Source organism: Amycolatopsis thailandensis (assembly GCF_002234405.1).
Lineage (GTDB): Bacteria > Actinomycetota > Actinomycetes > Mycobacteriales > Pseudonocardiaceae > Amycolatopsis > Amycolatopsis thailandensis.
Window position 1 is genome coordinate 1 of the sequence record NZ_NMQT01000276.1, and the last position, 1,044, is coordinate 1,044.

Annotated in this window: 1 protein-coding gene and 1 pseudogene; both read right to left on the minus strand. The window is 67.6% G+C overall.

Annotated features, from left to right (window positions below; all coding sequences use genetic code 11):
- Nucleotides 1–183 (minus strand): annotated as a pseudogene (locus CFP71_RS42275) (SCO1664 family protein); the annotation flags it as partial.
- Nucleotides 184–188: 5 nt separating this feature from the next.
- Nucleotides 189–764, minus strand: coding sequence for a DUF3090 domain-containing protein (locus tag CFP71_RS42280; RefSeq protein WP_016334235.1), 576 nt, complete (start codon nucleotides 762–764; stop codon nucleotides 189–191).
- Nucleotides 765–1,044 lie beyond the last annotated feature (280 nt).

The window sequence follows — 1,044 nt, forward strand, 5'->3', positions numbered from 1 at the left end:
GGCCAGCGTCCCGTCCGGGAAGTCCCACAACGGCCGCTCACCCGACACCGGTTTGTACACGACGTTGCCGCTGACACCATCGAGTTCGATCGTGCAGAAGAGCGTGACGTTGGAGGCGTCGACGAGCCTGCCTTCGACGTCGATCTTGCCGCGTGTCACCAGCTCCCGCGAAGTCTCCGACACCTCTGTCAGTCCTCGAGGACGTCGACGTCGCGCCGGTACCCGTTCTGGCGCGGGCAGATGTGGCCCGCCGGGTCGAGCGGCTCCGCGCACAGCGGACACGGTTTACGACCGGCGTTGACCACCCTGTCGGCGCGTTCGGCGAACGCGCGCGCCGCACCGGGGGTCAGGAAGACGCGGACGGCGTCCGGTCCTTCTTCCGTGTCGTCCAGAACAACCGTTTCGTCCACCTCGCCCTCCGTCATCGCGAGCAGCTCGATGACGACGGCGCTGCTGTCGGCGTCCCAGCCGAGCCCCATCGTGCCGACGCGGAACTCCTCCTCGACCGGAACGGTCAGGGGGTCGACGTCGAGGAGCTCGTCGGGCGCGTCGTCCGGTACGTCCGCGCCGAACCGGCTGGCGACCTCTTCCAGCAGTGAGCTGAGCCTTTCGGCCAAGACCACGACCTGCTGTTTTTCGATCGTCACACTGATCGTGCGGACGTCCTCGGACGCCTGGAGGTAGAACGTGCGGTCGCCGGGCTCACCGACGGTTCCTGCGACGAACCGGTCGGGCTGGCGGAAGACGTGGATTACGCGAGACATGGCATCTCTGACACTAGGCCACGACCCCATGATCGGCATCCGCCGCCCCACGGTTCCGCCCAGGGCGAAACCGCTCGACAAAACCGCGTGTCCGAGCTGTGCCCCGGGCCACCGCGGGCAAAGGGCCGCTCCTAGTCTTCAGCTGTGGTTGAGATCGCCCCTTACGGCACCTGGACGTCTCCCCTGTCGGCCGCCGATGTCGCGGCCTCGGGAGTCAGCGCGCAATGGCTCGCAACGGCGGGAGACGAGGTCTGGTGGGCCGAAGCGAGAACCGGTGAAG

Coding starts and splice junctions, on each gene's coding strand:
- CFP71_RS42280 (WP_016334235.1), bottom strand. CDS start 764: ATGTCTCGCGTAATCCACGTCTTCCGCCAGCCCGACCGGTTCGTCGCA.